This is a genomic window from Neolewinella agarilytica, from assembly GCF_900110645.1.
GTDB classification, from domain to species: Bacteria; Bacteroidota; Bacteroidia; order Chitinophagales; family Saprospiraceae; genus Neolewinella; species Neolewinella agarilytica.
The window spans coordinates 132752-154320 of sequence record NZ_FOFB01000011.1 but is presented as its reverse complement, the minus strand read 5'-3'; the positions used below and the strand labels follow the sequence as shown (position 1 = coordinate 154320).

The following is a 21569-nucleotide window of genomic DNA, read 5'->3' as shown; positions in this document are numbered from 1 at the left end:
TAAACCCGGGCTTTAGCCTTCTTCTCAGGGCCTTGCGACCTGATCACAGGTGACTTTTGAAAAAGTCATCCGTTTTAAGAAATGTCTGTCAGTTGCAATTCACCGAAGATTGTTCTGAACTTATTACCTTGCCAACCAAAGAAAGTAAACAAGCATGTCCAACCAAGATCAATTCCGTCAGTCCATCGAAGAGGGGTACACTTTTAAAGGCCCCAGCTTTGTGCTTGGTGGAGCGATGCTCGGAGAAGAGACCCTGACGGGCAGCCTGGTCCGCATTCCGCTTGGCACCCTGAACCGCCACGGCCTGATTGCCGGTGCTACGGGTACGGGTAAAACCAAGACGCTTCAGATTCTGGCCGAGCAATTGAGCAAAGAAGGTGTCCCGACATTGCTAATGGACATTAAAGGTGACCTCTCCGGTATCGCCGTAGCCAGCGATGGCCACCCGAAGATCGATGAGCGCCACGCGGCCATCGGTCACCCCTTCACCGCCGGCGCCAGCCCGGTGGAGTTACTGACACTGAGCGACGAGCCCGGTGCCCGCCTTCGCGCTACGGTAGTGGAGTTCGGCCCGGTCCTTTTCTCCAAGATGCTGGATCTGAACGATACCCAGAGTGGTATTGTAGCCGTCGCCTTTAAGTATGCAGAAGAAAATGATCTGCCACTGCTTGACCTTAAAGACTTCCGCAAGATTCTTCAGTGGTTGACCGGTGAGGGCAAAAAAGAAATCGAGGCCGACTACGGCCGAATCAGTTCCGCCAGTACGGGTGCGATTATGCGCAAAATCGTTGAACTGGAAAGCCAGGGCGCGGAGCAGTTTTTCGGAGAAACCAGCTTTGAGGTAGAAGACCTTACCCGCATTGATGAACTCGGCCGCGGGATGGTATCCATTATTCGACTGACGGACGTACAGGACAAGCCCAAGCTCTTCAGCACCTTTATGCTGCAACTGCTGGCGGAGGTCTACGCCACCTTCCCCGAAGAGGGGGATCTGGACCGGCCCAAACTCGTCGTTTTCATCGACGAGGCTCACCTGGTCTTTGAGGAAGCAACGGACGCGCTGCTCGACCAGCTGGAGTCCATCATTAAGCTCATTCGCTCCAAGGGCGTAGGGCTGATCTTCGTCACCCAGAACCCGGCCGACATTCCGAGCGACATCCTCGGCCAGCTGGGACTCAAAGTGCAGCACGCCCTGCGTGCCTTTACGGCTAAGGACCGCAAAGCCATCAAACTGGCCAGCGAGAACTACCCCATCACGGAATACTACGATGTCGACACTGTGTTAACGGAACTCGGAACGGGAGAAGCCCTGGTGACGGCGCTTGACCGGAAAGGCCGCCCTACCCCGCTCGTACGCACCATGCTACGGGCACCGGAGAGCCGGATGGACGTGTTAACCAAATCTGAGATCAAGAGTATTGTTGACAGCAGTCCGCTCGTCAAGAAATACAATAAGGAAATTGATCGGGACAGCGCCTACGAGATGCTGCAAAAAAAGATGGACGCCGCCGCAGCCGCTGAGCATAAAGCGGAGATGGAAGAGCAAAAGGCGAAGGCTAAAAAGACGTCTTCTCGCTCTCGCCGCAAGGAGAAATCCATGCTGGAAACCATCATGAGCAATACAACGACCCGACAGATCGGGCGTACGGTTGCGCGGGAGTTTACGCGGGGGCTGCTGGGCGTATTGGGCATTAATAAAAGACGGTAGTCTTACTGCACGCTCCGCGTGCAGTACAATTCCCGCATCGAAATATGCGGATACCCTGAAAGAGATTAAAAAAATCCTGCACGCGGAGCGTGCAGGTACCCATAAAAAGAGATCATGTCAAGAAAAATAAGAATGGGAATGGTCGGCGGTGGCCGAGGAGCTTTTATCGGTGGTGTTCACCGGATTGCGGCAGCGATTGACCAGCAGATCGAATTAGTCTGCGGAGCCTTTAGCTCTAACCCGGAGAAGAGCCGCCTGAGCGGAGAGGATTTTTACCTGCCCGCCAACCGGGTGTACGGTAGCTACGAGGAGATGATTCTGGAAGAGAAGAAGCTACCATTGGGGGAGCGCATGGATTTTGTATCCATCGTTACGCCCAACCACGTTCATTTCGGCCCGGCGAAGCTCGCCCTGGAAAATGGCTTTCATGTGGTGTGTGATAAGCCCGTGACGTTTAACGTAGACGAGGCCCGCATTCTGGTAAAACTGGTGGAAGAGACCGGTTTGATCTTTGCCCTGACGCACAACTACACCGGTTACCCGATGGTAAAGCAAGCCCGGGTGATGGTGGCCAACGGAGACATTGGCAAGGTTCGCAAAGTCGTAGTGGAATACCCACAAGGCTGGCTGGCCACCAAAAAAGAAAACACGGACCACAAGCAGGCCGGCTGGCGGGTAGACCCCGCCAAATCCGGCATGGGTGGAGCGATGGGAGACATCGGCACCCACGCGGAGAACCTGGCGGAATACATCACCGGATTGAAAATCACGGAAGTCTGCGCTGACCTGACCTCCTTCGTGGAAGGCCGGGTGCTGGACGATGACGCCAACATCCTGCTTCGCATGGAAGGCGGTGCCAAGGGCGTGCTGCACTGCTCTCAGATCGCCGTTGGCGAGGAGAACGGACTCAACATTCGGGTATGGGGAGAAACCGGTGGCCTGGAATGGCACCAACAGGAGCCCAATACATTGATTGTAAAACAGCATGAAGGTCCCGCTACACATTTACGTACGGGAGTAGGCGCACTATCAGACGCAGCTAATGCTCACACCCGGGTGCCGGCGGGTCATCCCGAAGGTTACCTCGAAGGCTTTGCTAATATTTACCGCAACTTTGCATCCTGCGTCCGCGCCCGCCTGGAAGGCACTACGCCCGATCCGCTGCACACCGACTTCCCTACCGTGGAAGACGGGCTGCGGGGCATGATCTTCGTCGAGAAGGTGGTGGAGAACAGTAAGGGGACGGAGAAGTGGACGAAGTTGTAATCACTCCATTTTCTTCAGAAAATTTTCAACCTGTCGCCGGTGCCGCAGGATGTGTACAATCGCATGCTCGAAAAGCTGATCAACATCATAGAGTTGGCCCCAGCGGACTTTGATTTTGTTGACAGGGTCGTATTCTTCCAGCTTCAGGTCGGGATAGTCCCAAAAGAGTTCTTCATTGTAGGCCATCATGGCGTCAAGTTCGGCTACGTAGGCAGCAGCCGTAGGAAGTTGTATTCGGGAAGGGTAATCTAAGGCTTCTCCTTTCGAATTACGGACGGCAATGGCGTAGCCATAGCCGGCTTTAACCACGTGCGTCAGGATGGTCTGGATGGACCGACAATCCTCATCCTTAGTTTCTGTGTCAACGATGCGGCAGAGGGTTTCGTCGTCCAGCCCCGCAATCACGGTCTTCAACTCCGTTATGGCACGGCTGTACTCATCGGTAAGGGCGGATTTGGCGCCGGCGTCGGTGTGGGAGGTAGGGTAGATCATGGAAGGGAAGGTACGAATTGTGCTAATCTTAGATTGCGTAGCACATTCAGTCGCTAAGCGGCACATTTTTCCGGAGGAGTGGGAGGAGAAAAGGAGAAGGAGGAGGAGGAGGGACTTTCAATTCCCTGAAAATCCTGTTTTTATTTCACAGGATTCGTTGCACAAAAATCCACTTCTTCCGGCTTGGTCTATTCTTTGATTCCGTAAGGTTGAGTATCATCTTACTGAGCTTGCCAAATGTACGGGTGCAATGTGATCAGCGGCATTCATCCTGCTAAATTTAGGTTTTTTGAGCGCTGGGAGAGGTTTTTTATGGCGCGGACGCAGGTGCAGGGGGAAGTTTAACGAGCGGTGAATCCGTCTCTACCAGGTTCCTGCAGGAGATAACAGAAAGTCCGTCGGATTATCAATGTCGTATAAATACTGGTGGCTCTTGCTGTCCTTCTGGCAAAACGGGGCCAGCAGCGTCAGCATGTGCCTGTAGCCATCCAGGGTTAAGGCGCAGTAGAAAGTCTCCCCATCCACGCTGAATATGCCCTCGTCAGACTCGTAGATGCCCAGAATCAAATTACAGTTTCGCCGCTCAATGAAATCCACCTGTGACAGGTCTAGTTTTTTCTTCCCCTTCACGATCGTCTTTTCAATTAGATCGCTGAGTTTACTGGCTTCATCTTTATTAAAATTATAGAGCCTCACGATGTTTTCGCCATAGGCGTTCACGTTTCCTATGTAGTCGAGTTCCATGGTGTGTTTATTTGTCAGGGGTTTGCGAAAGAGTTGCCGGAGAAGGCCAGCAGAACTCCTGGCCTTACTTCGTCATTTCGCTGAACTTGATGCCCAATGACTTTTCGATTTCCTTTACCTTTTTCATCTCACCGGGAATGATCAGCGCAATGGACTGTCCGGTTTTTCCCGCCCTGGCCGTCCGGCCACTACGGTGGGTGTAATACTCCAGGTGATCCGGAAGCTGATGGTGCAGGACAAAAGAGAGGTTGTTGACGTCGATGCCCCTGGCGGAAACATCCGTGGACACCAATATCCGCAGACTCTTATTTCTAAAAGCACGCATTACTTTATCGCGTTCTTTCTGTTGCATGTCTCCCTCCAGGGCACCCGCAGCGAAGTTTTTGCTTTGGAGTTGTTTCGCAAGTTTTTGTGTACCGGCTTTCGTCCGGCAAAAAATAATGCCGCGTTCTTCCTTTCGCTCCATTAAGAGCCTGACGATGAGGTTAGTCTTATCACCAATTCTGGTATTGATAAAAAAGTGCGAAATATTTTCATTCACCAGCGCATTCCGGTTGGCTTCCACCCGCATGGCGTCTTTTGACATATACGTCCTGACGATTCGCTTAATGCCTTCGGGCATGGTAGCGGAAAACAACCAGGTATTTCGGCTGGACTTATTGTAACCCAGAATTTTATTCAAATCCTCCTTGAAGCCCATGCTCAGCATTTCGTCGGCTTCGTCGAGGACCAGTGTTTTAACCTTAGAGATATCAACGGCTCCCCGTTCGATCAAATCAAGTAAACGCCCGGGCGTAGCGACGACGATATGCGTAGGTCGCTTCAGGGCTTTGATCTGTCGGGTGATGCGTTCTCCGCCGTATACGCCTTCGGCAAAGATCATCTCGTCGAGATACTTCGTAAACTTGAAAAGTTGCTTTTTGATCTGCTGTACCAGCTCACGGGTAGGAGCAATAACCAAACCCTGCACCTCAGCTTTTTTTGGGTCAACAGCGTGTAGCAGGGGCAATCCGAAGGCTGCGGTTTTCCCCGTCCCCGTTTGCGCCAGGCCAATTAAATCGGTCTTTCGCTTGAGCAGCGCTGGAATGACGGCTTCCTGAATCTTAGTCGGGTTTACGATGTTAAGTTCTTTGAGCGCCTTGATGTAGGGCTTACTTATTCCTAAGTCAGAAAATGTTGCCATTACTTTTGGGCGAAGATAGCCCGTAGCTTTGGTAGTCGATGGGTTAAGGAGCAAAATCACCAGGGCTGGTCGCAAGCTCGGGAAACGCGGACGCTCGAAGGTCCTTTCAGGACGCTATGAGGTCCGCTTAGCCCAACTCAAGGGACCTTTTAGCGTCCCTGCATGGAGCTTGCAATTGCCCTGGCAAAATCACCAGGCTGGTCGCCATCTCCAAACGGGGCGCTTTTCACTGAAGTTCTTGCGGGTAAAAATTCATCCGGCAACTGATTATGATTTTATTCCCACCCGACCGAACAGCACGTATTGAGCCCGGGTTGTACCGAATATCTCAATTCCGGGATAATTCATGCAGCCAAGAATCATACTGAGTCATGTCCAAGAATCCGTCTAAATATCCTAAGCCGGAAATGGCGATTAAGGATGGGGAGACTCAACGTCATGTCTGGGCTCCGAACGCTAAAGCCGTTGCCCTCCTGAATGAATTTAACGACTGGGAAGAAGTTGGGCCAGACTTCCAGGAAGATGAACATGCATTTTGGTCAGGCAGTATCAATCAATTGGATACGGACGACGAATTATAAGTTCGCCATCAGCACCTTCGGTAGTGACCAACTCTGTGGCGACAAACATCCCTTTCAAATAGTTTTATTCGGCAAGGCCACGACTTTGCCATACTGACACTGAACCACTCCCGACCCAGGTATTTCACGGATTTACTACTGTGTATCGTAACCTGATGCAGACGGGTATAACCGAGGCTTATCCGTAGCTTTGGGAGTCGATGGATGCAAAGACAAAATCACGTTATAGGGGCTACCTTGCCACTCAATTGCTTTGGGTCAGCGAGCAAGTGTCTCCATTTCCCCAAATTAAGTTAAACAAAAGCGTTGACCTCATCGGCGAAGGCGCTGTCTTTAAGCATCGGCGCTTAGGTAAGCTTGTCGAAGAGTTCGTTTTTCACCAGCTAAAAAACGAGCCTTCGGTCACCTGGATCAGCGATAATCTGCAAATTCAGGACGGTAAGCGAACGGTTGGAGAAATGGACGCGCTCTACTACGAAGGAGAAACGCCCATTCATCTGGAGGTTGCCTACAAGTTCTACCTCTACGATACTGTTGATACCTACACTGAGCCATTGGCGTATTGGATTGGTCCGAATCGTAAGGACAACCTGTCCTACAAACTGACCAAGCTTCACCGCAGGCAGTTTCCATTACTGCATCACCCATTGAGCAAACCGCTGTTGGCCGCCTACGGCCTGGCGGCCAATACCATTGTCCAGAAATTATGCTTTAAGGCGCAGTTGTTTCTACCCTACCAAAACAGGGCTATGGACGTCGGTCCGCTCAACAAGGATTGTATTGCGGGCTTCTACATCTCCTATTCAGCTCTACGTCAGTTAGCAGGCTATGTGTTCTTCCTTCCTGCGAAGCTGGATTGGATCGTCATCCCCCACCCTTCCGTTACCTGGCTGGAATATGCTGTGGCGGTAGCGCTGCTTGAGGCTGACATCCGTAACGGGCGGTCTCCGATGATTTGGATTAAGGGACCAGACGGTAAGATTAGGAAGGGGTTCGTGGTTTTCTGGTGATATTTCCATTGGGTGGAGGAGGAGTTCCTGCTCCGACTAAATAAGGGATCGGAGCGATTTTGCTTTTACAACACCATCAGCTGGCGGTGAGACTGCACTTACACGCTTCGGGAGCCTGCGGCCCCGTTCGGGGTCGGAGCTGGAGCTCCTCCTCCCATGCTCCTACTCTTTCTTCATCTTCAGATAAAGCGCCTCGACTTTGTCTCTGGCCCAGGGCGTACGCCGCAGAAATTTGAGGCTGGACTTTACCGAAGGGTTACTCTTAAAGCAGTTGATGTTGATTTTGGTGGCCAGGGTTTCCCAGCCGTAGTGTTCTACTAAGGACTCTACGATCGTGGCTAGTTTGACGCCGTGGAGAGGGTTATTAGGTTGCCCTTCAGGGGGGGTATTTTCTTCGGCCATGGTTTTGCTTGGTCTGGTGGAGATGGAGTGCAAGGTAGCGCTCTTGTAAGGTTTACGTTGGGCGGAGGAGCTCGACTTTACCAGGAAAGCTAAAGGTTTTCCCCATTCATCTGCCTCCAGCGTCCGTTCGTCGATCAATGGGGTAAATGAGCAAAAAAGGCTGGGTTAGTTGCAGCCATAGAAAGACCTTTGCCGTCTTTCCGGGAGGAACGACTATTTCACCAACACTCCTATCCAGATGAAACTAACAATACTACGCGCTTATTTTCTTTGCTCTTTCAACCTTTTACTCTGCACCTGCGTCAGCGCCCGGAAGAGTCAGGTAGTCAGAAAGTTAAATGGTCAAATAGTAGCTACCGCGAATACAGGGCTCGCTCCGTTCGTGAAATTGTCCACTTGGGGTTTCCTGCTGGCACTGCTTTCCTCCTTCAACCTGCAAGCCCAAACGGCCGTGGCTCCCGCCATTGACGGTATAGAACTAACCGGCGATTATGAGATCAAGGGCCAGGTACAAGACGCCGACGGACTTCCCGTTCCCTTCGCCAACGTTGCGCTTTACACCACCCCGGACGGTAAACTCGTGAAGGTGGAAACCACCGACGATGCGGGCCTCTTCAAGATGGAAGGCATTGCCGATGGGATATACGATCTGGTGGTGACCTACCTCGGTGCGCCGGATCTTCGCAAGGAAGGCATCGAAGCCCAAAACGGGGTACTGGACCTCGGCGTACTACAAATGGCACCCGCCGCCGTGGAGCTGGCCGAAGCCACCGTCACCGCCACCCGCGCCCTGGTGGAAGTGAAGCCCGACCGTACCGTTTTCAACGTTCAGGGCACCATCAATGCCGTAGGCCAAAACGGGCTCGACCTCTTGCGCAAAGCCCCCGGCGTGACGATCGACAACAACGAGAACATCAACGTGCTGAGTCGCTCCGGAGTGCTGGTTTACGTCAACGGTAAACGCCTGCCGCTGGCCGGCGAAGAACTGGCGAACTACCTGCGCAGCCTCACCGCCGAGCAAATTGACCGGATCGACATCATCACCAACCCCGGAGCTAAATACGAAGCGGAAGGGAATGCTGGCATTATCGACATCCGGCTGGCGAAAGCCGAAAACGAGGGCGCCAACGGAACCGCTAACCTGACCTCTACCCAGGGCCGCTACAACCGCTCCAACGCCTCCGTGGCGGGCAATTACCGAAACGCAAAAATGAACGTATACAGCCGGGTGGGTACCGTTCGTAGTGAAAATTTCAACCGCATCAATTTCGACATGATTCAGAACGGGCTGAATCTGGTGGAAACCATGTTCGGCAGAAACAATGCACGGGATTACTTTGGCCAGTTCGGCACTGACTTTTTCCTGAGTAAAAACAGTACCGTTGGTTTCCTGGCCAGCGGAAGTATGCAGGACGTAAGTGGTTATGGCACGGATGATTTCCTGATTTCTACCGTCGGTGGACCAGTAGACAGCATACTACTCGCAGGTTCCTCCGGAAATGGCGAACGAAACCGGGCCGAATTCAACCTTAATTACCGCTACGACCCAGGAAAGGGTAAAAGTCTGAACGTTGACCTGGACTACGGTACTTTCCGAAACACCGAAATGCGCCGACAGCCTAATATTTACGTTAGTCCAGACCGGGAAACAGTACTCACAGAAGTAATTAATACTTTCGACACACCGCGCGACATCGACATCTACACCTTTAAAGTGGACTATGAGCAGCCGATTGGCAAGGGGCAGTTTGGTGCGGGCATCAAGCTGAGTCAGGTAGGTACGAACAACACCTTCCTCTTCTTTGATGAGATTGGTAACGAGGAAATCCGTAGCGACGTCCGCTCGAATATCTTTGACTACGACGAAAACGTGTACGCCGCCTATCTGAGCTACGCCGGAAAGATCAACGATAAAATCAGTTACTCCGCGGGACTGCGAACGGAGATCACCGACGCTACCGGAGCACTTACGGCCTTCCGGGAAGACCTGCAGGAAGACCCCGTGGAGATTAACTACGAAAGTTTGTTCCCATCAGCGGGTATCACCTACACGCTGGACCAGCGCAAGGGCAACACCATCGCGCTGAACTACGGCCGCCGGATCAACCGGCCGGATTACAACGTGCTCAACCCCTTCCGCAACCAGATCAGCCAGCTCAGCTACGAGCGGGGCAACCCTAATCTGCGGCCCGAGATTGTCGATAACCTCGAAATTGGCTATACCCTGGCCTGGCGCTACAACTTCAAGCTGGCTTACAGTAAGACCTCTGACCAGATCACACGCCTCATTGGCCCGGACGACATCGACCCGCGGGCCGGCTTCATCGGCTGGGACAATCTGGCCGAAAAAACGGTCATCAGCTTCAACGCCAGCCTGCCCTTCACGGTCACCAAAAGCTGGGATGCCTTCGTGAACTTCAGCGCCAGCCACATCAACAATCAGGCGGACTACGGCGAAGATGGCACCATTGACCTGCAAGCCTTTAGCTACAGTGTCTTTCAGCAGCAAACCTTCAAGTTGCCCGGTAAATTCACCTTTGAAGTGTCGGGCTACTTTGCCGGCCCCGGCATCTGGGGTGGCGTGTTTGAGTACGACGAAAGCTGGGCGCTGAACCTGGGGTTGCAGAAGAAATTCCTCAAAGATCAACTCAACGTCAAGCTCAGCGCCAATGACATTTTCTTCCAGAGTGGCTGGACGGGCGTATCCGACTTCAACGGACAGTTCAGCCGGGGTGGCGGTAACTGGGACAGCCGCAACGTGGCCCTTTCCCTCAGCTATGCCTTCGGCAACCAGAAAGTCAAGAGCCGCAAGCGGAAGACGGGGCTGGAGGATGAAGCGGGGCGGGTTAATTAGTATGGTAGTTTGGTAGTATTGGTAGTTTGGTAGTAGCTGCCGCTGGTTCAGGGCACGCTGCTGCGCAGCTGGAGGGGGAGGTAGTCTTGTAGGGCTGCCGCTGTTGCGGGGCATGCTGCTGGAGGGAGAGTCTGGGCGTTAAGCAGTGCCCTACGGTTTGACTGTTTGACTTCCTAACTATTTGACTAAAAAAGAGGCGCGGACGCAGGGTGCAGGGGAAGGGTTTAGGAGCAATGTTTGACGCTACTTCCCTGCTAAAAGAACAGCTTCCTGAATCTGGCCGGAAGTTCATCCTCCAAAACCATCCTCTTCCCCGTAAATGGATGAATAAAGCTTACCGAATGGGCGTGGAGGTACATTCCCTTACCGTGTAAGATTAAGCCTTCGATGCCATAATCTTTATCCCCCAGTATCGGATTACCGATGCCGGAGAGGTGTTTTCGCAACTGGTGCCTGCGGCCCGTTTGGGGCTTTAGTTCCAGGAGGTTAAGCTGGCCAAACCTTTTTGAGGGCACCGATTTATGTCGCTTATAAATGGATTGGGATGGCTTGCCGTCAATGGCAGTAGTAATTTCTCCTTGTTCGCTGATATCGCCAATGGCGACGGCGTAGTAGATCTTCTCGATTTCTTTGTTGGCAAACATCCGGTTAAGTGCCCGGATGCTGCTGCTCGTTTTACCAACCAATAGTATACCCGTTGTGGCATAGTCCAGCCGATGAACGGGTTGTGGCCGGGTTGCATCCGGCAACCGACTTTGCTGAAGGTTTTGCGGTAAGGCATTAGTAATGGTTTTAAAGCTGTTCCCACTGACCAATATACCCGCAGGCTTATGGATTGCCGCCAGGTGATCGTCTTCGAATAAAACCCTGAGGGAAAATACCAGCTTTTTCCCCGGCTTTATTTCCTCAGGGAAGGACAAGCTGATCTCCTCCCCGCCGCGGATGAAGGTAGCCGTAGTAGCCATCTCTCCGTCAACCCTTACGAGCCCTTTCTTTATCGCCTTCTTCAGAGCAGACTTCGTTCTCGCCCCAATGAAAATACCCACCCCATATTCTTGTAATCGAATGGGGGCCGGGAGATTGGGGGCCCTATGGGTTTCGGCTGGCTTACTCAGGGTCTTCGCTTTCAGGCTTATTTACCAGCTTATATATAAAGTATAAGGGGATAATGGCGAAGAAGCCAAAGCCGTTTTTAACGAATCCGAAAACAAGGACCCCAACTAAAAAACCGATCAAAAGGGCATTAAGGATAGCCTTTGATCTAGCTTTTTTTGCTTTCTCTGAAGATTCCATAAAATTTGCCTTTTGGGTGTAGAACCCGTTTAATCTTTTAGTCTTTCGTTCGGTTGAAGAAATAGCGGTTGATGGCATCTGAATTGGCTTCGATGATTTCGGGCAGTCCGTCACCATTCAGGTCGGCGGCGATGATGTCGTAGGTATTAAACCCATCCTCCGTAAGGGGATATATTTGCCAGGCCTTGCCCTGGCCTTTATTTAAGTAAACAGCGTTAGGGCTTTCGTAATCCCCGACGATGATGTCTTGATCACCATCGCCGTCTACGTCAGCGATGGCGATAGCAAAGCTGTAACGTTCTTCCGGTCCAAGGCTTTTGCTGCGGGAGAAACTCCCTGCTTCACTACCGAAATAGATCACGTTCGGCTCTCCGATATTAGCCGTGATAATGTCTGGGAAACCGTCTTCGTCAATGTCTGCGATACCTACAGAGCGCGTGTTGTCTTTGCCGGTGCCAAAGGGGACCTTCTCCGTGAATCCCAGCTTACCGTCATTGAGATAAACGTAGTTCTGTTGATCGTCCCGATTGGCCAGAATTAGATCGAGCTGCCCGTCGCCGTTCATGTCCGCAATTTCAACGTCGATGGTCGAATCGCTTTTATTGCCGAATTCCCGGGTATCTGAGAAGCCGCCCTTTCCGTCATTTAGGCAAATCTCATTAACGCGGCCCCGGTTGGTGATGAGGATGTCAATGTCCCCGTCCTGGTCCAGGTCTCCCAGGGTAAGGTTACGGGTGGAAGAATAGGCCTGACCAAAGGTGCCGGCGTAGGTAAAATGGCCCGTCCCGTCATTCATAAACAAGGCATTCGGGGCCATATCGTTGCCTACGGCTACGTCCAGATCACCGTCGCCATCCAGGTCCGCCAACTCAGTGGCGTAAGTAGTGGCCCGGTCGGTGCCCAGGTCACGCTCTACGGTGAAGATGCCTCGGCCGTTATTCACAAACACGCGGTTTTGTCCGGGCCAATGACGGCCATTGGCGACTAACAGGTCATTGTCTCCGTCTCCATCGATGTCTCCGCAGGAAACGGAAGCCGTCCGCTCAACGTAGGTACCCAGAATAAGCCGGCCGCTGGCCTGCATTTTTAGCTCCTGGGCCTTAATCGTAAGAGACAGAAGGCCGCAGAGGATAAAGAGAAGTGCTTTCATAAAACGTAAGTTATGGCAACTTAGAGGGATACGCGATATTTTTAATGGATGAAAGAGCGGCGGAACGCCTCTCCCCCATGTTTCGCGAGCGACATTTAATCATACACCTCCACCACCAATTCGATTTCTACCGCCTGTGCCCGGGGCAAAGAAGCCATACCTACCGCTGCGCGGGCGTGACGGCCCCGATCACCAAAGACCTCCACCATGAGGTCAGAGAAGCCATTGATCACCTTCGGCTGTTCGACGAAATCCGGGTCAGAGTTTACCATTCCCAGCACCTTGACGATCCTTTTCACCTTTCGCAGGTCCCCCAGCATTTCTTTCAGGACAGATAATTGGTTGATCGCCGTCAGCCGGGCGCCTTCATAACCTTCTTCGATGGTCACATCTTGCCCGAGTTTGCCCGTTAGTTCCGTGCCATCGGCACGCTTAGGACCTTTACCCGCCAGAAAAATCAGATTGCCTGCCCTTACACCATTAACGTAGTTCGCAACGGGTTGAGGTGGCGAGGGCAGGGTGATGTTAAGTGCCGTAAGCTTTGCCTCCGGATTATAGTCTGCTTCCGGAGTTTCCTTTGTTTCGCAGGAAAAACATAGTGTAAGGACGGATAGAAAGGTAAACAAGTAGAGACGTGGCTTTCCCATAGTAATTCAAGTTTAAAGTGTGTGGAATATGGCCTGCTGTTTGGTGTGAACATGCTGGCTTCGTACATGAATATAGGACAAAGGAGGTGAAGGGCAGGATGCCCGTCAGAACGGAGGCCGCCGGACGGATCAGGAGGAATCAGACAGTATTCCTGCACGTTCGTTTCAGACTGCCGGCGGGCCAGGCCTCCTTTTCCGGGAACCGGGCCGGCGGCTTTGTGTAAAAACACAATCGCCACCCAAAGGATTTAGCGCCGGCCGGGGTCAAAAGCGGTAGATAATCATCTACGGGATAATGTCTGATGTCTCCGTCCTGCTGTTAACCTTTGTCGCTCATCCCCGTCTTGGCACCGTATTTTTAAATCATCAAAAAACGCCCTATGAAAGTCGCCAGAAAATTCTCCCTTTTATTGGGTTTACTTTGTTTATCAATTACTGCCTACGCTCACCAACCTGATCTTTCCTCCACCATTTTGGCGGAGAAGGGAGACAACGAATGGGTATTGCAAATCAGAGCTTCGCTCACTGCCTTTGATTATGAAGTAAAAGCCCGGTTTGGCGACTCTGCTTACGCCAGCCCGGAGGAGTTTCGGGAGCTCGTCATTGAACATCTTCAGCGGGAAATCATCCTCCGCTTTAATGACGGCACAATAACGGCTTTACAAGACGGCGTAGTAAAGCTGGGACACGAAACAACAGCTACATTTCACATTGCTGATGTACCGGGTGAGATTACCTCCCTATTCGTCAGAAACGCTGCCTTCAGCAACATTTCTCACAACCAGAGTGCGCTGTACGTCGTCAAAGAGGGTTTTGATCGCAAGCAATTTGTGTTGAAGGGCAGCAACGATCATTCTGCTACCTTGGAAGTAAGCGGCACTCACTTCGTGCTGGCAGAACCGGGCGGAAAGGCAGAATATTTGCTGCCAATGCTATTACTTATTGTTGGTTTGGCCGGTGCACTGGCTTACTTCGCTTGGTCCCGCCAGTCATCTATCAGATCAGCGGCGACGAAAGCCTGAAAGGTTTCTTTTCTGACTACAGGCTACTACCAATTGCGTTAGTATCGATGAGCAGCCCCACCCTGCTCCCTCCAACTTCCCCTTGCACCTGCGGCCGCGCCGGGCAAGTCAAATAATTGCTACCGTACGGGGCAGCTTCGCTCTGCCTGTGGCTATCTGCCGCCGTAACCGATTCGCAAAACGGGGCGCTGACGCAGGTGCAAAGAATGGATTAAAAGAGCAATGCCGGCCACTATCCCCCAAAGGATTTCTCGAAAATTGCGGTCTGATGGGTAAACAAACTTGCCCATGAAAACCGCTAACCATTACACCTTCCTGTTATTGCTCATAGCCCTGAGCCTGAGCCTGGCTACCTCCTGCGACGACGACGACGATTCCTTCTGCGAGGAGGTCACCTGGTATCTGGATGCCGACGGAGACGGATTCGGCGACCCCAACACCAGCCAACTGGCCTGCGAACAACCTGACGGCTACGTGGCGGACAATACGGACGACGACGACGGAACCGCCTATGTCGTTAACGAAGTTGATCCTGCACTGTTCCTGACGGGCGATGGTAACGTTACGATTACCACCGTTGCCTGTACATTATCCGACGGGACAGAAACCGAATGCTACCAGATTACCTCCACCCACACGCCGACCGATCATGAGATGGGCCCCTGGTGCCCTGAGACCATCACCGATGGACCGGAAGCAGGCGGTCTGTGGATCGACAACGGTACCGTATATGATCTCGATGGCCCCTTCATCGAAAACCTGGCGACCTTTTACAACGACGACGGCTGGCGGATGTATGATGAGGACGGCAATGTGCGTCGCTTCCTCACCCAGGAGGACTGTGAGCGGGGAGCCGACCCTAACATCGAAGATGAATTCATGAATATGTGCGCCCAGTGCCTGCCCGGTCAGGTTGCCGTAGAACAAACCTACCTGATTCCCATCCGGCCGGTCCGGCTCAGCAGCTCCACCCAGCTCGGTGACGGCCCGACGCTTGACCAACCCGGTGTGGAATACGGCCCGTTGGTCCGCGGGTTAGCCTTCAACGGTGTACGGTTCGATCATCCTGCGGACCTGAACATCATCCTGAGTGGCTACCAGGTTGCGCCGGTAGACGACGCCGGCGGTCACATCAACAACCGCCTGGGCTACCACTATCACGGAGATATGGGAGCCAGCACCCGGGTCGAGCAGGCCGACGGTCATGCCGACCTGATCGGTTATGCGATGGACGGGCACGGCCTCTACGCCCAACTCGACGCCAACGGAAATGAGCCCGTTGGCCTTGATGATTGCCGCGGCCACTACGACGAAATCCGGGGCTACCACTACCACGTAATGCCACTGGCCAACAATGAACTGCTAGACTGCTATTACGGAGCCTGGGCCGAATGAAGGCCACCATGGCAGCGTACCTTTAGGTTCTTCAAATTACGCTGGTTGGTTCCGTTGATTATCATCATCGCTCTATTTTGGTTGCTGCTTATTCGGCGGAGGCATAGCTGATCACCCCGCCTGAGCGACGCATAAACGTCTTCAGATTTAAAAGCCATTTTATGAGAATCTTCAATCAGCTTCGCAAATTTCAGATCGAAAAACAAAAGATCAAAAATTACTTCATCTATGCCCTGGGGGAGATCGTACTGATTGTGGTCGGCATTTTGATCGCCGTGCAGATCAACAACTGTAATCAGAGTGTGAGCGAGGAGAAGCAACGAATGGAAGCTCTGGAAATATTACAGCAGGCCTTTCAGACCAACTCCCTGGAAATTGAGAATACCCTGAGTAACTTTGAAAGGCTGAGCAGAAGAACCAACCTTAGAATTAGTCATTCCGGCCCCGAGGCAGAAGCCATCAGTGACAGCCTTATCAAGATCATAAGACAGATCGACATCGTTAAGCTCAATCTGGTGAACGAAGGAGAGGTATCCACATTTAATTTGTCGCTGCTCAGCGAGGAATTGAGGAATCTGTTACTCCACTATTCAACGGTTCATAAAGCCTATAAACAGCAGGAAGACAACGTCACAAACCTGAGCATGAAACTGCGGGAAAATCATCAGCAATACGTTTCTCTGCTGACCCAGCGAACATACGATGAGGGCTTTTCGATTATGGATCGAAACATCTTCCCGTCTGATTACGCCGGATGGCTGAGTGATCGGAACAATCAGAACCTCTCCGTAGAAATCAAATGGAAAGCCGAAGTGTCCGTCGAAAAACTGAAGAGCCTTCAGGAAATTAATGAAGTAGTGCTACAGACAATCTGGAATAAGCTTTACGATAAAAAAGGAAGCCGGGAAAGCGCGGTTGCGCTTCCCCGGTCCTGAAATAAACACCTAAAACCCTATTAACCCTTCTGCTTTCGCTTGGAAAGCGTTTATCGGTTTGTCCCTTAGACGGTGCCTGGAGGATAATCCTTCGGTGAGGGCCTGTTTTTTTTTGTTTAGGGAATGGGCACTTTGCCGGTCAATTTTTATAGATTGAGTAAGCCAACTATCGAACAGACAAAAGCCAAAAACTCAAAGGCGGTCCTGCCCCAGTGCCAATTTGCCCACCTGTTTAATTCCGCAGGAAGTTCTTCGGGGGAAATGCTTGCTTCCGCAAAACTTCTGTTAGCGCGCTTGAAATACAGATAATAAGTTGAGAAAAACATCACCGTAAAGCCTCCCATCAAAATTAACGATACTGGAACAGACCTATCCGTCATTACTCCACAGGCTAAAGTCGACAAGGGGAAAAGCGTAGCTGCAATCGTTAAAGGCGCAAAGAACTGGTAAATCTTTTTGCCATAATTTTGGTGTAATGCGAAGAAATCTTTGGGCGACAAAGCCTTCCAATACGGAACAAAGAGAACCCCTTCCGTAATCTGTGAACCCAGGAAAACGCCCAGTATTCCGGCAGACAGAGCCAATAGAATTTCAAATAGCATCTCCGTTTAGCTTTTTGGAACAGGTGCAAAGAATGGTTGAGACAGGAATAGTTGGATGCCAGTTACGGGCTTTGATTATTCCTACGATTCCAAACGGGCCAACGGAGCCATGGTTGGAGTATACGTTATTCCCTTCTTTGGCGCTTTTATTCATTGCTGCTGTCATCGGGCAGGCTTAGCAAACACGTCAGTACCCCTTAACCGAGCTTAACCGAAAGCGCCAACTCCCTCAGCTCCCGGCCTCACTCAAAACGGCACTTCAGTTCCACCTCAGGCTCCATCCAATAGCTAAAAACCAGAGACTCTTTCTGCAAAGGCTGTTCGATCGTCATTTCCAGCGGCAGGGTTAGGGGAGATTCATTCCTGCATAACCAGATGTCCTCCCGGACATGCACCCGGGTATCCAGCAACAGTCGGCTGGTATAACCCCGATTCAATAGGCTCAGGTCTACTTTTTTATCCGGTAATTGGGCGGGGACAGGACCGGAGTGCGACGCGATGGCCTTCCGTACGTTCAGGACTTCCCCCATTTCCTGCTCTCTGGCGCCAGGGCCTTCTTCAGGGCCGGGTAAGCAGGACAAGCTCAAGACCACGTTTTCCGGAATCAACATCACTTCCTTGCGGAACTGCGGAAGCAAATTCATCAAAATGGGAACGTAGCACTCCCGGAACAAGACGGCATCCAGCGTTTCACTGATGAGCATATGGAAAGAGTCCGCTTCAGGGACCATGAAGGTCGTAGCATCTGCGGTGTAGAAATTGACGACGTGATCCGATAGCCCCAAAGCATCGATCAGCCGCTTAGCGGAAGCGACCGACTTTTCATTGATTTCCAGTAAGGAGAACTGCACCTCGTCGGAGGCGAAGAGCGGAGCCGATAAAGTCATCAGTGTAGCGTAGGGCCCGCAGCCTGCATAGAATACCCGGATCAACTCTCCGGGGTGTTTCTTTTGTGCGGCCTGGATGCCGGAGACAATTGCCCGAAGGAACTTTGTTGTCCGCTTATAATCGAGCAGGCACTTAGCGGCATAATTCAAGCCCAGGGCTTTGCCCTTCGCTGCCGGGATGGCGGCCAGGTGCTCAATGCTAAGGTCATCCCCCGATACCTCCGTGATGCGCTGAAAGTGAGCGTGAACCCCGTTAATCAATTCTTCGGCCTCTGCTGAGGAAAGGATCTCTTGCTGAACAGCGGAGGTGAATGCTTTGATGGCCTTTACGGCCTTAGGTTTGGTCATGGAGAGAGGCTGGTTCTGAGTGAAGATATAAAATAATGAAAAGTAAGTTAGTGACCTGGCGGCTAAGAGCTTCGCCAGCCCCCGGGTGTTTCCATCGGGCGCAAGGGGGGGGAAAGTGTTTACTACACTGCTTCCTCCAACTTTCCTTGCACCCGCGGCCGCGCCCTGTTCTGCTTCAAACAAGGAAGGGGGCGAGGTCGCAGGTGCAAGGAAAGGATCAGGAGCAGGGCTTATGGGCGCTTACACCCGGATTACTTCGTACACAACGTTGCCGTTTGCTTCCAGCACTGCTTTGTAGTAAGTTTCGTTAAGCCGGTAATATACCTTCCCGTCCAGCTCAACGGTTTCGTAATCGTCAGGCAGCCGGTCGATGATTGCACCAACCGGTGCATCCACCACTTCGTAGACGTCGTTACCTACCGGCAGGTAATAAACGCCCTGATAAAGGTAATAACGGTTGTTACCCCGACGCAGGTACGGAAGGTTGGCCGGCAGGCTTGTAATGCGAACGCCAAGGGGGGGATTTACCACCAGATAAGTGCCATTCGTGGGCCGGTAGTAAACTCCGTTTCGATAGTGGTAGTTGACGTTTCGATGGGTTAACACCTTCGTATTTTGCGGAAGAGCGGCGACTTTCGATCCCCGGGCCCCACCCTTATTAACTGAAGTACTTCGGTTAATTACCTTGACCCGATCGGGTTTACGAGACTGGTTGCGTTGGGCCTGAGCCTGAATTGGAAGTGTAAAGCACAATAGCATGATGGCTAAAGTCCAGAGACGAAGGCTTCTTAAAATTCGATTGTTCATGGCAAATACATTTAGTTAATCATTCAAAATTACTGGCAATAAAAGCTTACTTATCAAGCAATTAAGCCAAAGAACCATAGCGGCTCGTTCATTTATCTGACCACCTCAAAACAGGATCGCTTAACGATGTTCGGTCTCAATCTACCATCCATAGAGAAGGATCGACGAAAGGGCGTTCTGGCCTCTTTTCCGCCCCCTGGCCCATAAAATTCGGATGGTAGAGAATAATGGCTCAATGGTAGATTCCCCATACTTTACCAACCAGAGGAAATAACCTTTTATCGGGGGAAGGGTGTTTCACCTGGCATTCAAGCAAATGCTGAGACACTATGTGGACAACATTAATAACTAAGTTTTTCTTTCTCTTCGTAGTGGTTGACCCGATAGGTTCTGTCCCCGTTTATCTGGAAGCAACCAAGCAACTGGATGAAAAGCTCAGAAAGAAGGTTGCCATCCGGGCTCCCGTTATTGCCTACTTCATTCTACTCTTTTTCATCATTGTGGGCCAGATCATCCTGGAGGGGATGAATGTCACCCTCGATGCCTTTCAAATTTCCGGAGGTGTGATTCTGTTTCTCTTTGCCCTGACGATGATCTTTGGGGAGGGCAAACCCGAATCCGAAAAGATGATGATTCAGGACCACCGTCAGGTGACGATTTTCCCTGTTGCCATTCCCTCGATTGCCTCTCCGGGGGCAATCATGGCAGTCGTTCTGCTAACGGATAACAATACGGTGGGGCTTCAACAACAAATGATTACCAGTGTACTGGTCCTGGCCGTGATTATCACTACAATAGCGATACTCCTCTCAGCAAAATATGTACAACGGCTAATCGGGGAATACGGGATTACGGTGATCAGCAAGGTAATGGGGCTGATTCTGGCGGCGTATGCGGTCCAGAGTATTCTTACCGGACTCAAAGACTTTTTCTCCTTATGATGAGTACGGGATTGTATTCCGGTTAACGGATGAGGTGGCAAAAATCTACGACGCGGGGTTTGATCTCCATCGTTTTAATGGTGATGACTCCGACGAGCTCCCCCTGGCCGCGACTTACATAATCGACGAAGACGGTAAAATCATTTATGCTTTCCTGAACGCGGATTACCGCAACCAGGCAGAGCCCTCCGAACTAACTGATTTTCTGGCGCAAAACACACTGAATTAACTCCGTCAAGCTGAATTGACGAATATCCATAACCCAATCAAATTCAAACAATGAAAATCCAATTTTTGACTCCTCTCTTCCTTAGCGGCCTGTTTGCTGCCTGCAGCAGCGGAGAGCAGGCAAGGCTGGCGCCTGCCCCTACGCCTACGCCTGAATACCAAAACAAAGGCCACCAACTCGTTGCGACCATGGTCGAGAAGGTAGGCGACTATAGCATGCTTAATGGCAAAAAGGATGTCGTTTACACTTACACCTACCAAACACCCGATGGCAAAAAAGACGTCTCGACCGAGAAATACATTTTCGACAAAGAGCTTTCTTACGCCAGATACGAGCAGCACGAAAGAACTCTACCTCAACTAACCGGACTAATTGAGCAGGGCTACGATGGAACGGAGTTTTGGCTAAAGCATGACGGGAAAGAACTGACTGACGAAGAATACATGAAAAGAGTCCGGTTTAACCGGCCCACTAATTTTTACTGGTTTGCGATGATGCAGAAGCTCCTGGACCCCGGTCTGGTTTACGAATACATCGGAGAAAAGGCGGTGGACGGCCAGGATTACGACATTGTAAAAGTCACCTTCAGTGATCAACCGGAGAAACCGACCGATATTTATCAGTTATACATTAATAAAGAAACCTCGCTGGTTGATCAATTCTTGTTTACCGTGGCTGATTTCGGCGTGATGGAGGCTCCCTTTCTGATGAAGGTGACCTATGAAGAGATTGATGGCATGCTGATACCTACACAGAGAAAATACAAGCCATCCACCTGGGAAGCGACGGTAAGCGACGAGCCGTGGATAACCGTCAATTGGACGAACATTAAGTTCAGTAACCAGCTGAGCAATCAGGACTTCAAAAAATAGCCCTTCGCCGATGGGATCGGCTTACAAACGGTAAATATTCGGGAGCTGACGGCGGACAATGAACTGGTTTTCAGTCTTTGTCCGGCGCAGCTCCCGACTAAGTTCTGGGTGGCTGTACGGAGATCCCGGAGGTAAGGTCACACAGTGCCTAACGAGCTCCCACCTCCTTCTCCGGACCAAAAAGTGTTCATTATCTGCAAT

General features: G+C 51.5%; 21 protein-coding genes. 11 read left to right on the top strand and 10 right to left on the bottom strand.

Translation table 11 applies throughout. The features are described from left to right. Nucleotides 1-154 precede the first annotated feature (154 nt). Both BM123_RS11540 and BM123_RS11535 read left to right on the top strand, forming a co-directional pair. Nucleotides 155-1708 (top strand): helicase HerA-like domain-containing protein, encoded by a 1554-nt coding sequence (locus tag BM123_RS11540; protein WP_090168525.1) that lies wholly within the window; start codon nt 155-157, stop codon nt 1706-1708. 114 nt (nt 1709-1822) lie between these two features. Continuing rightward, nucleotides 1823-2974 (top strand): Gfo/Idh/MocA family protein, encoded by a 1152-nt coding sequence (locus tag BM123_RS11535; protein ID WP_245748524.1) that lies wholly within the window; start codon nt 1823-1825, stop codon nt 2972-2974. Here the strand turns inward: BM123_RS11535 and BM123_RS11530 are convergent, their stop codons facing one another. The 3 genes from BM123_RS11530 to BM123_RS11520 form a co-directional block, all read right to left on the bottom strand. Further along, the gene (locus BM123_RS11530; RefSeq protein WP_090168520.1) at nt 2975-3466 is read right to left on the bottom strand and encodes a DinB family protein; all 492 of its coding nucleotides are present in this window, start codon (nt 3464-3466) and stop codon (nt 2975-2977) included. 363 nt (nt 3467-3829) lie between these two features. Further along, the gene (locus BM123_RS11525) at nt 3830-4210 is read right to left on the bottom strand and encodes a hypothetical protein (protein WP_090168517.1); all 381 of its coding nucleotides are present in this window, start codon (nt 4208-4210) and stop codon (nt 3830-3832) included. Between the two features lie 64 nt (nt 4211-4274). Next, nucleotides 4275-5393 (bottom strand): DEAD/DEAH box helicase, encoded by a 1119-nt coding sequence (locus BM123_RS11520; RefSeq protein WP_090168514.1) that lies wholly within the window; start codon nt 5391-5393, stop codon nt 4275-4277. Between the two features lie 371 nt (nt 5394-5764). Here BM123_RS11520 and BM123_RS11515 point away from each other — a divergent pair, with 371 nt between their 5' ends. Next, entirely contained in the window at nt 5765-5974 is a 210-nt protein-coding gene (locus tag BM123_RS11515; RefSeq protein WP_090168511.1) for a hypothetical protein, read from the top strand. A gap of 269 nt (nt 5975-6243) precedes the next feature. Then, nucleotides 6244-6984, top strand: coding sequence for a DUF1853 family protein (locus tag BM123_RS11510; RefSeq protein WP_245748522.1), 741 nt, complete (start codon nt 6244-6246; stop codon nt 6982-6984). A gap of 162 nt (nt 6985-7146) precedes the next feature. On the opposite strand, the gene BM123_RS11505 is transcribed toward BM123_RS11510, so the two are convergent. Continuing rightward, nucleotides 7147-7386, bottom strand: coding sequence for a VF530 family protein (locus tag BM123_RS11505; protein WP_090168635.1), 240 nt, complete (start codon nt 7384-7386; stop codon nt 7147-7149). A 238-nt stretch (nt 7387-7624) separates the two neighbouring features. Between BM123_RS11505 and BM123_RS11500 the strand changes: the two genes are divergently transcribed. Beyond that, entirely contained in the window at nt 7625-10240 is a 2616-nt protein-coding gene (locus BM123_RS11500) for an outer membrane beta-barrel protein (protein WP_090168506.1), read from the top strand. 254 nt (nt 10241-10494) lie between these two features. On the opposite strand, the gene BM123_RS11495 is transcribed toward BM123_RS11500, so the two are convergent. The 3 genes from BM123_RS11495 to BM123_RS11480 all read right to left on the bottom strand — a co-directional run bounded on the left by BM123_RS11495 (nt 10495) and on the right by BM123_RS11480 (nt 13330). Further along, the gene (locus BM123_RS11495; protein ID WP_090168503.1) at nt 10495-11286 is read right to left on the bottom strand and encodes an RluA family pseudouridine synthase; all 792 of its coding nucleotides are present in this window, start codon (nt 11284-11286) and stop codon (nt 10495-10497) included. 284 nt (nt 11287-11570) lie between these two features. Beyond that, nucleotides 11571-12683, bottom strand: a complete 1113-nt coding sequence (locus tag BM123_RS11485) for an FG-GAP repeat domain-containing protein (RefSeq protein WP_090168499.1) — start codon at nt 12681-12683, stop codon at nt 11571-11573. A 95-nt stretch (nt 12684-12778) separates the two neighbouring features. After that, nucleotides 12779-13330 (bottom strand): RidA family protein, encoded by a 552-nt coding sequence (locus BM123_RS11480; RefSeq protein WP_090168495.1) that lies wholly within the window; start codon nt 13328-13330, stop codon nt 12779-12781. A gap of 380 nt (nt 13331-13710) precedes the next feature. Between BM123_RS11480 and BM123_RS11475 the strand changes: the two genes are divergently transcribed. From BM123_RS11475 to BM123_RS11465, 3 genes are all read left to right on the top strand, one after another. Then, nucleotides 13711-14352, top strand: a complete 642-nt coding sequence (locus tag BM123_RS11475; RefSeq protein ID WP_090168491.1) for a hypothetical protein — start codon at nt 13711-13713, stop codon at nt 14350-14352. Between the two features lie 288 nt (nt 14353-14640). Then, complete coding sequence (locus tag BM123_RS11470) at nt 14641-15747, top strand: YHYH protein (protein ID WP_090168488.1); 1107 nt, start codon at nt 14641-14643, stop codon at nt 15745-15747. 161 nt (nt 15748-15908) lie between these two features. Beyond that, nucleotides 15909-16682 (top strand): hypothetical protein, encoded by a 774-nt coding sequence (locus tag BM123_RS11465; protein ID WP_090168486.1) that lies wholly within the window; start codon nt 15909-15911, stop codon nt 16680-16682. A gap of 146 nt (nt 16683-16828) precedes the next feature. Here the strand turns inward: BM123_RS11465 and BM123_RS11460 are convergent, their stop codons facing one another. The 3 genes from BM123_RS11460 to BM123_RS11450 form a co-directional block, all read right to left on the bottom strand. Beyond that, complete coding sequence (locus BM123_RS11460) at nt 16829-17284, bottom strand: DUF1772 domain-containing protein (RefSeq protein ID WP_090168483.1); 456 nt, start codon at nt 17282-17284, stop codon at nt 16829-16831. Nucleotides 17285-17526: 242 nt separating this feature from the next. Beyond that, on the bottom strand, nt 17527-18519 hold the full coding sequence (locus BM123_RS11455; protein ID WP_090168631.1) for an SAM-dependent methyltransferase: 993 nt from the start codon (nt 18517-18519) through the stop codon (nt 17527-17529). Nucleotides 18520-18759: 240 nt separating this feature from the next. Then, nucleotides 18760-19326, bottom strand: a complete 567-nt coding sequence (locus tag BM123_RS11450; protein ID WP_090168482.1) for a DUF6515 family protein — start codon at nt 19324-19326, stop codon at nt 18760-18762. Nucleotides 19327-19655: 329 nt separating this feature from the next. On the opposite strand from BM123_RS11450, the gene BM123_RS11445 reads away from it, so the two are divergent. Genes BM123_RS11445 through BM123_RS11435 form a run of 3 tightly spaced genes read left to right on the top strand, consistent with a single transcriptional unit; the run spans nt 19656 to nt 21368 of the window. Continuing rightward, nucleotides 19656-20267: a MarC family protein gene (locus tag BM123_RS11445; RefSeq protein WP_090168480.1), complete on the top strand. Its 612-nt coding sequence runs from the start codon at nt 19656-19658 to the stop codon at nt 20265-20267. Beyond that, entirely contained in the window at nt 20218-20496 is a 279-nt protein-coding gene (locus BM123_RS11440) for a thioredoxin domain-containing protein (protein ID WP_139211855.1), read from the top strand. The genes BM123_RS11445 and BM123_RS11440 overlap by 50 nt, the downstream gene beginning before the upstream one ends. Before the next feature lie 50 nt (nt 20497-20546). Then, the gene (locus tag BM123_RS11435) at nt 20547-21368 is read left to right on the top strand and encodes a DUF6503 family protein (protein WP_090168475.1); all 822 of its coding nucleotides are present in this window, start codon (nt 20547-20549) and stop codon (nt 21366-21368) included. The last annotated feature ends 201 nt before the right edge of the window (nt 21369-21569 follow it).

Excerpts from the sequence above, each read along its gene's own strand:
- BM123_RS11540 (WP_090168525.1), top strand. The coding sequence starts at position 155 with ATGTCCAACCAAGATCAATTCCGTCAGTCCATCGAAGAGGGGTACACT.
- BM123_RS11535 (WP_245748524.1), top strand. The coding sequence starts at position 1,823 with ATGTCAAGAAAAATAAGAATGGGAATGGTCGGCGGTGGCCGAGGAGCT.
- BM123_RS11530 (WP_090168520.1), bottom strand. The coding sequence starts at position 3,466 with ATGATCTACCCTACCTCCCACACCGACGCCGGCGCCAAATCCGCCCTT.
- BM123_RS11525 (WP_090168517.1), bottom strand. The coding sequence starts at position 4,210 with ATGGAACTCGACTACATAGGAAACGTGAACGCCTATGGCGAAAACATC.
- BM123_RS11520 (WP_090168514.1), bottom strand. The coding sequence starts at position 5,393 with ATGGCAACATTTTCTGACTTAGGAATAAGTAAGCCCTACATCAAGGCG.
- BM123_RS11515 (WP_090168511.1), top strand. The coding sequence starts at position 5,765 with ATGTCCAAGAATCCGTCTAAATATCCTAAGCCGGAAATGGCGATTAAG.
- BM123_RS11505 (WP_090168635.1), bottom strand. The coding sequence starts at position 7,386 with ATGGCCGAAGAAAATACCCCCCCTGAAGGGCAACCTAATAACCCTCTC.
- BM123_RS11500 (WP_090168506.1), top strand. The coding sequence starts at position 7,625 with ATGAAACTAACAATACTACGCGCTTATTTTCTTTGCTCTTTCAACCTT.
- BM123_RS11485 (WP_090168499.1), bottom strand. The coding sequence starts at position 12,683 with ATGAAAGCACTTCTCTTTATCCTCTGCGGCCTTCTGTCTCTTACGATT.
- BM123_RS11480 (WP_090168495.1), bottom strand. The coding sequence starts at position 13,330 with ATGGGAAAGCCACGTCTCTACTTGTTTACCTTTCTATCCGTCCTTACA.
- BM123_RS11475 (WP_090168491.1), top strand. The coding sequence starts at position 13,711 with ATGAAAGTCGCCAGAAAATTCTCCCTTTTATTGGGTTTACTTTGTTTA.
- BM123_RS11470 (WP_090168488.1), top strand. The coding sequence starts at position 14,641 with ATGAAAACCGCTAACCATTACACCTTCCTGTTATTGCTCATAGCCCTG.
- BM123_RS11465 (WP_090168486.1), top strand. The coding sequence starts at position 15,909 with ATGAGAATCTTCAATCAGCTTCGCAAATTTCAGATCGAAAAACAAAAG.
- BM123_RS11460 (WP_090168483.1), bottom strand. The coding sequence starts at position 17,284 with ATGCTATTTGAAATTCTATTGGCTCTGTCTGCCGGAATACTGGGCGTT.
- BM123_RS11455 (WP_090168631.1), bottom strand. The coding sequence starts at position 18,519 with ATGACCAAACCTAAGGCCGTAAAGGCCATCAAAGCATTCACCTCCGCT.
- BM123_RS11450 (WP_090168482.1), bottom strand. The coding sequence starts at position 19,326 with ATGAACAATCGAATTTTAAGAAGCCTTCGTCTCTGGACTTTAGCCATC.
- BM123_RS11445 (WP_090168480.1), top strand. The coding sequence starts at position 19,656 with ATGTGGACAACATTAATAACTAAGTTTTTCTTTCTCTTCGTAGTGGTT.
- BM123_RS11440 (WP_139211855.1), top strand. The coding sequence starts at position 20,218 with ATGCGGTCCAGAGTATTCTTACCGGACTCAAAGACTTTTTCTCCTTAT.
- BM123_RS11435 (WP_090168475.1), top strand. The coding sequence starts at position 20,547 with ATGAAAATCCAATTTTTGACTCCTCTCTTCCTTAGCGGCCTGTTTGCT.